Annotated in this window: 7 protein-coding genes and 1 pseudogene; 3 read left to right on the top strand and 5 right to left on the bottom strand. The window is 36.2% G+C overall.

Annotated features, from left to right (window positions below; all coding sequences use genetic code 11):
• Together C1642_RS17805 and C1642_RS17800 are read right to left on the bottom strand one after the other, a co-directional pair.
• Positions 1–1,015, bottom strand: a 1,015-nt coding sequence (locus C1642_RS17805) for an NADH:flavin oxidoreductase/NADH oxidase family protein (protein WP_103236680.1), incomplete at its 3' end; no start/stop codon positions are given.
• Between the two features lie 198 nt (positions 1,016–1,213).
• Positions 1,214–1,636: a MarR family winged helix-turn-helix transcriptional regulator gene (locus tag C1642_RS17800; protein WP_024437916.1), complete on the bottom strand. Its 423-nt coding sequence runs from the start codon at positions 1,634–1,636 to the stop codon at positions 1,214–1,216.
• A 191-nt stretch (positions 1,637–1,827) separates the two neighbouring features.
• Here C1642_RS17800 and C1642_RS17795 point away from each other — a divergent pair, with 191 nt between their 5' ends.
• The 3 genes from C1642_RS17795 (at position 1,828) to C1642_RS18915 (ending at position 4,421) form a co-directional block, all read left to right on the top strand.
• Positions 1,828–2,838 (top strand): alpha/beta hydrolase, encoded by a 1,011-nt coding sequence (locus C1642_RS17795; RefSeq protein WP_103236679.1) that lies wholly within the window; start codon positions 1,828–1,830, stop codon positions 2,836–2,838.
• A gap of 199 nt (positions 2,839–3,037) precedes the next feature.
• Positions 3,038–3,844 (top strand): type 1 glutamine amidotransferase domain-containing protein, encoded by an 807-nt coding sequence (locus C1642_RS17790; RefSeq protein WP_005131684.1) that lies wholly within the window; start codon positions 3,038–3,040, stop codon positions 3,842–3,844.
• Positions 3,845–3,980: 136 nt separating this feature from the next.
• Positions 3,981–4,421, top strand: a complete 441-nt coding sequence (locus C1642_RS18915; RefSeq protein ID WP_146035350.1) for a hypothetical protein — start codon at positions 3,981–3,983, stop codon at positions 4,419–4,421.
• Between the two features lie 141 nt (positions 4,422–4,562).
• On the opposite strand, the gene C1642_RS17780 is transcribed toward C1642_RS18915, so the two are convergent.
• The 3 genes and pseudogenes from C1642_RS17780 to C1642_RS17770 all read right to left on the bottom strand — a co-directional run.
• Positions 4,563–5,237 (bottom strand): TetR/AcrR family transcriptional regulator, encoded by a 675-nt coding sequence (locus C1642_RS17780; protein WP_213064291.1) that lies wholly within the window; start codon positions 5,235–5,237, stop codon positions 4,563–4,565.
• A 241-nt stretch (positions 5,238–5,478) separates the two neighbouring features.
• Positions 5,479–6,690 carry an MFS transporter gene (locus tag C1642_RS17775; RefSeq protein ID WP_062848778.1) on the bottom strand — a complete coding sequence of 404 codons (1,212 nt, stop codon included), beginning with the start codon at positions 6,688–6,690 and terminating at the stop codon, positions 5,479–5,481.
• A gap of 63 nt (positions 6,691–6,753) precedes the next feature.
• Positions 6,754–7,066: pseudogene (locus C1642_RS17770) on the bottom strand (cytosine deaminase); the annotation flags it as partial.

The raw sequence follows: 7,066 nt of genomic DNA, 5'->3' as shown, positions 1-7,066 counted from the left end.
GGCCTTGTTTCCAAGCATTTGGCAAATTAGGTTCAATTGCTAGAGCTGTGGCAATACCGACCATATCTACACCACTTTCAATCACTTTCTCTGCCACTTGTTTACGGCGTATCCCACCTGTCACCATAACAGGCATTTTGGCAACTTTACGAATCTCTTGCGCAAATTCTAAAAAGTAAGCTTCACGAGCAAGTGTACGGCCATCACGTGCTTGACCTTGCATTGCAGGTGCTTCATAGCTACCGCCTGAAAGTTCAACCAAATCGACTGCATGCTCATTTAACATTTTAACCACTTGTTGAGCATCTTCAGCGCTAAACCCACCACGTTGGAAATCGGCTGAGTTCAGTTTTACTGCAACAGTAAACTGAGGCGAAACCACTTTACGAACAGCTTCAACAATCTCAATTAAAATGCGAGCGCGGTTTTCTAAAGAACCACCCCATTGATCTTGGCGTTTATTACTCAGTGGAGAAAGAAACTGACTTAATAAATAACCATGCGCTGCATGAATTTCCACACCGGTAAACCCTGCTTTTTCACCTAAACGCGCCGTGTTTGCAAAACGCTGAATCACTTCTGCAATCATAGATTCAGTCATTTCGATTGGCGTGTTGAAGCGATTTGACATTTTGCCAAGATCAAGTGAAATAGCGGATGGTGCCCACGTCTGCTGACCAAGATTGGCTTGCATTTGGCGACCCGGATGGTTAATTTGAAGCCACATCTGAGCACCTTTTGAGCGCCCAATTTGTGCCCATTTTTTAAAAGTATCTAGATGCTTTTCATCTTCAAGCACTACGCCGCCCGGTCCAGTCATTGCTCGGCGGTCTACCATTACATTTCCGGTAATGATTAGACCTACGCCACCATTTGCCCAAGCCTGATATAAACGCATTAATTCTTCTGATGGTGCATGGTTTAAATCAGCCATGTTTTCTTCCATTGCTGCTTTAGCAATACGGTTAGGAACATATGAGCCATTTGGGAATACTAATTTTTCGAACACTTTCATTGGAATGACCTCATTCAGTATGGCTTTACTTTAAGATTAAAGCTAACTTTAATGTCAATACCTTTTATTATTCCCCTATTTAAAGAGTTGTATTCATTAATTTTTTATGTAAAAAAGAGGCCTTCAGATGCCTCTTTTTTTAAAGTTTAAAGCTTTAAACTATTTGCAGATAAAAATTATTTTCAGTTAAAGAAAACTTTATAAATCTTCCAATAATTTCAAAGAAAGCTTTCTCAGCATAGTCAGCTCCTCATCATTCATATGCATTGAACATCGCAACTGATTGGGTAGATCAATCACTTTTTCTTTTATCTCTAAAGCTTTGTCCGTCAATATTACTTTTTTTACCCGCTCATCTTCTTTGATTGATACCCTCTTCAAAAACTCTTTTGCTTCAAGTTTTTGAACTAACGGCGTTAAGGTGCCTGAGTCAAATAAAGTCTTTTCACCGAGTTCTTTTAGGGAAATATCATCTTCTTCGTAAAGAGCTAAAAGAACGATGAACTGAGGGTAAGTTAAATCGAAATCTTTAAGTAATGGACGATACTGCCGCGTAAGTGCATTTGCTACTGAATAAAGCGAAAAACAGAGTTGATCACCTAATATCTTGTTTTCTTTCATATTTAAACCAAAAAATAAAATTATCTAAAAATTATTATAAATAATTCTTGACCATAAGTATCTTGCGTGCAAGTATTATATACACAAGATACTTATTGAACTGAGCTTTCGATAGAACCAGCTTGATCTTGGACGAAAAGCCTTGGCTCAAAGTTGTATTTAAAATTTCTAACTTAAAGTGAGTTTTCACCATGAAAATCGCAACAGCTTTATTAACATCTGCTCTTTTCACTACAGCTGTTTCAGCTGAAGCTATCAATACTCCTGCTCCGACTGCGGGTGTACAAGCATTCCTAGACGTACTCAATTCGGGTAACGGTAAACCAATGGAATTGATGACGCCAACCGAAGCTCGTCAAGTTTTAATCGGCGCACAAAAAGGAGCAAAACTACCACCAGCACAAGTTTCAGATAAAACTATTCAAATAAATGGTCAAAGCATTCAGCTAAAAATTGTTAAACCAGAAAATGCTAAAGGCGTTCTTCCTGTATTCATGTTCTTCCATGGTGGCGGTTGGGTGTTAGGTGACTTTGCTACCCATGAACGCTTAATTCGTGATTTAGTTCGTGAGTCTGGTGCAGCGGCTGTATACGTGAACTATACGCCTTCCCCAGAAGCTCATTTCCCTGTAGCAATTAATCAGTCATATGAAGCAACCAAATGGGTCGCTAAACATGGTAAAGAAATTGGTGTTGATGGTAGCCGTCTAGCTTTAGTAGGTAATAGCGTTGGCGGCAACATGGTGGCTGCTGTTGCTCTTCAGATTAAACAATCTGGCGGTCCAAAAGTGCGTTACAACGTAATGTTATGGCCTGTTACCAATGCTGGTTTCGACAATGCTTCTTACAATCAGTATGAAAAAGGATACTTCTTGACTAAGAACATGATGAAATGGTTCTGGGACAACTACACAACCAATGCCAATGATCGCAACAATATTTTGGCATCACCACTTCGTGCTACAAGCGAACAGTTAAAAGACTTCCCACCAACATTAATTCAAACAGCTGAATTAGATGTATTGCGTGATGAAGGTGAAGCTTTTGGCCGTAACTTAGATGAAGCGGGTGTACCAGTGACTGTAACTCGTTATAACGGTTTGATTCATGACTATGGTCTGTTAAATCCGTTAAGCAACGAACCATCTGTGAAAACTGCGTTATCACAAGCTGGATCTGAACTTCAAAAGCATTTGAAATAATGATTTAGTGCGGTGCTAATTAATGTAAATCTTATAAAGAAAGCATGTCATCATGCTTTCTTTATAATTTACCTGAATCATGAACTTCCTAATCTCTGACTAATCATTTTTCCATTCATCGGTCATTTTTTAAAAAAGCTTGACCTTACACCTAACTTTAATCTTAGCATTCCTAATAGGTAAATATGAGGAGCTTACCGTGTCTAAAGTTTGGAGTTTTCAGCGTTGGTTGATTGCCTTTTTTATGGCTTTTTTATCAGTAAGCTATGCAAATGCATCTGACCAAGTACAAAATCAAGAAACGGCTAAAAGCAAAGGTAAAATTTTAGTCGTTATGACCAATCATTCAGCCTATCCGACTCGTTCAGATAAAACTGGCTTATGGCTTACTGAATTAACTCATTTTTATGATGTCGCTAAAGCTGCTGGCTATGACATGGATTTTGTCAGTCCTCAAGGTGGAGTTGTACCACTTGATGAACGTAGTATGAAGCCTATTTACGTTGATAAATCAGCTCGAAAACTTTTAGCTGATCGTCAGTTTATGTATCGCTTAAACCACACTTTGGCACCAAGCAGTATCGATCCAACACGCTATAAAGCAATTTATTATACGGGTGGACATGGAACAATGTGGGACTTCCCAGATAATAAAGAACTAAAAAATATTAGTGAAAGCATTTATCGCCAAGGTGGTATCGTTTCAGCGGTTTGTCATGGTGTGGGAGGCTTATTACCGTTGGTAGGTGAAGATGGTAAACCACTCATTTCAGGTAGAACTGTTACTGGGTTCGCGAATAAAGAAGAAACTTTATCTGGAATAAAATCTCAAGTTCCTTTTTCCTTACAAAATAGCTTAATTAACCACGGCGCTAAATATAAGCAAGGCTTTCTTCCATTTACTTCATATGTAGTATCGGATGACAGAATCATTACTGGACAAAACCCTCAATCTAGTAAAGAAATTGCCGAAGCTGTTGTTAAACGCTTAAGTACTCTTAAGTAATTATTGAAATAGTTTGAAAAAGAGAACCAGAATTTTATATTCTGGTTCTCTTTTTTAATGCATAAAAAATCATATCTTTTATTTTTTAATATTCTAATTTTATTTTTAATAAAATTTAAAATAATTATAAAAACGCTTGACCTTAAACCTTACTTTAATCGCAGAAGATTTAAAAGTTTATATTTATTTATTAAATGCAATTATTGTATCTCTTTTTATTACTATAATTTTAATTTTTTTCCAGAAATATTTTAATCATCCTAAAGAAACAATTGATTTCCTATATTCATTAACTCTAGTAATTGCTATATCTAGCTTCATAGCATTCCTTATTAAGGAAAAAAATGTTCTATCTAATCAATATCATAATTACATGAAATGTCATACCGAATTGGTAGCAATGGCAACCTATGTAGTGGATATAGATAAAAATAAAAGTGAAGATCTAAAAGTTCGCTTAGCAGAAAAATACTTTACGGGATATCTAAATGATAACAAGGAATCAACTAGCAGCTTTAATAATAATGATTCTATGGAGCAATTAGTTAATTTACTTAAAGAAATTCAAAAAAAATAGGTATATATAATAAATTTTCCACTATAATATTAATTAAATTTTAACACTACTATTATTATTCGCAGAGAATAATATCTTAAATAAAAAAATATCCTTTATTTTTTACTTGAAATTAGAACCACATCCATATTTCCAACCTGTTTACCCTTGATTTAACTCATCTTTATAAAGATTAACTAGACCATTAATCATTAAATTCAAACCAAAAGAAAACTCAACTTCTAGAGGAACGGGTATCTCGTTGATAACTGTTAGAGTGGATGGAAATTGAGTCCAATCAATATTATCAAATGCATTAGACTGTTGAGGATCATCATTGCTTAAATCATTCTGATCTGAAAGTTGTATAGCAAATCCAAGAACAAATCGGGCAAGTGTTGTATAAGCCTTAGCTGCTAGCGATGGGGAAAAACCATTGCTAAGGAACAAGGCAAAACTTCGCTCCCTTTGTTTCATAGCACTAGGGCCATTTGGAATCGACTCAAGTAAAAGTCTTGCGGCTCCTCTGTGAGTCGCTAAAACCTTGAACATATGTGTTGCCAATATACGACATGCTTCTTCCCATTTTAGTCCTACCATATCAGGCATCGTAGCTTCCATTTTCAAGAATAATTGGTCAACCACTTGTGCCACTAAATCCTCACGGCTTTGGAAATTCCGATATAATGTTGCTGTTCCTGAGTTTAATTTTTTTGCAAGATAACGTAGGGTTAATGCATCAGCACCCTCAGTAGTAGCAATTTCTAGGGCAACTGCCAGTATACGTTCAAGTGGAAGTGAAGGACGACCTGGGGATACTTGGGATAGTGACATCATCACCTCTATCAAATATTACATTTATATTCATATTAAATGATTTTAATACTGAATATTTAAAAGCATCTAAAAAACCAAAATGCATTATAATAAAATTTTGTCAGGATATGGTTGATTGGCCCAAAATAATAAAGCGATATTTAGAGTTCTATTTTAAAGATCCATATTGTTGTTGCTTATGGTTTATTAAACACTCTTATAGCAATACAATTTTAATTGAGATTTAATCAAGCCATCCATCTTATTGATCATTATTTACCCTCTCTGTTTTATAAAGCAGCAGTGACAATAAAGGAAAAATAATACCAACCATACATACTAATGGCCATCCTCCATAGACATAGCTAATACTAGCTGATGCTGAACCCACTGCACCGCCTAAAAAAAACAAAGCAATAAATAAAGCATTTAATCGGCCTCTTATATGTTCTCCAAGAGAAAATATGACACGTTGTCCAACTACAAGATTCGCTTGAACTCCAAAGTCCAAAAGAACCGCTGAAACCAACAAGACTCCTAAAGAATTTATTCCCCCAAACCATGCCAGTAAAAATGAAAAAAACACCATTGTAATAGATAATCCAGTCATCAGATGTGACTTTCCTTGATCAGCCAGCCAACCAGCTATTGGGCCAGCAACAGCACCTGCTACGCCTACCAGAGAGAACAGGCCAATATCCTTCTGAGTCAAATTAAAGCGAGGAGATGCTAAAATCAAAGGAACGGCTGTCCAAAACAAACTAAAACTTGCAAAAAGTGTTGCCTGGTAAGCTGCACGGCGACGTAGTTCAGAAGTATCACGTAAGAGATGCCAAAGTGACCCTATTAACTCATAATAATTATGCTGAACTTTTGGTATACGTGATGGTAACAATCGCCACATCATTCCGATCAGAATTACCATAATTATCGAAGATAATATATACACAAACCGCCAACCAAAGCTTGCTGCAATAAAACTAGAAATTGGCCGTGATAGCATTATACCAATAAATAAGCCACTCATAACTTTACCAACCACTCGTCCTCGAAATTCTATTGGTGCCATATGAGCTACAATTAAAACCAGAATTTGTGCTGAAATTGATCCAAAACCAATCAAAAAACATGAAAATAAAAATACATGCGCACTCTTTGAAAATGCTGCAATAACTAAAGTTAGAACTCCCCCACTCATGATAAATAAAAATAACTTACGATTCTCAAGTAAATCACTGAGTGGAACTAGTAACAACAACCCCAAACAATAGCCAATTTGGGTTAATGTAACGATTAAACCACTTACTGTAGTAGTTAGATGAATATCTGGTGCAATTAAACCTATTAGAGGCTGAGCATAATACAAATTAGCGACAATTAAGCCACATGCACAAGCTAATAAAAAAATTAGCGAATTTGGTGGAGGGACTTGGGGCGCTGTAAAATCTACTATTGTTTTATCTATAGTCTTCATAAGTTAAGATTTCACCCCTTCAGAGTGCATAAAAAATTATGCAGTTTTTAATTTAAAAAATTTTTAAGAACGGCTTTGTTTTATTAACGTTCTGTGAACAACGTGATTAATGACTTTATTGCGTAAACGCGCCATCATTGTTTGTGATTGCATTACGCCAACAAGGCGCTGCCCTGACTCGTATAATTGTTCTTTTACTAAATTGAGACTTGCATCTAATAATTTGTAATCACGTTTACGCCATTGACCTGCGATCATTACAGCTTCTATATTGGCAATACTAGCTTGCAAAGCCGTAGCAATCGGGTCATGAGCTGGCCATAAATTAATAGCCTCAGCATCTATTACAACAATATCTGCTTGCATCCCAACTTCT

This window comes from Acinetobacter sp. AKBS16, from assembly GCF_002899995.1.
In the GTDB taxonomy this organism is placed as follows: domain Bacteria; phylum Pseudomonadota; class Gammaproteobacteria; order Pseudomonadales; family Moraxellaceae; genus Acinetobacter; species Acinetobacter baumannii.
Note: the sequence above shows the minus strand (reverse complement) of the source record. Positions and strands in the feature narration are given on the sequence as shown.

What these genes read in the sequence shown, in the direction of transcription:
- C1642_RS17800 (WP_024437916.1), bottom strand. Translation starts at nt 1,636, where the DNA reads ATGAAAGAAAACAAGATATTAGGTGATCAACTCTGTTTTTCGCTTTAT.
- C1642_RS17795 (WP_103236679.1), top strand. Translation starts at nt 1,828, where the DNA reads ATGAAAATCGCAACAGCTTTATTAACATCTGCTCTTTTCACTACAGCT.
- C1642_RS17780 (WP_213064291.1), bottom strand. Translation starts at nt 5,237, where the DNA reads ATGATGTCACTATCCCAAGTATCCCCAGGTCGTCCTTCACTTCCACTT.
- C1642_RS17775 (WP_062848778.1), bottom strand. Translation starts at nt 6,690, where the DNA reads ATGAAGACTATAGATAAAACAATAGTAGATTTTACAGCGCCCCAAGTC.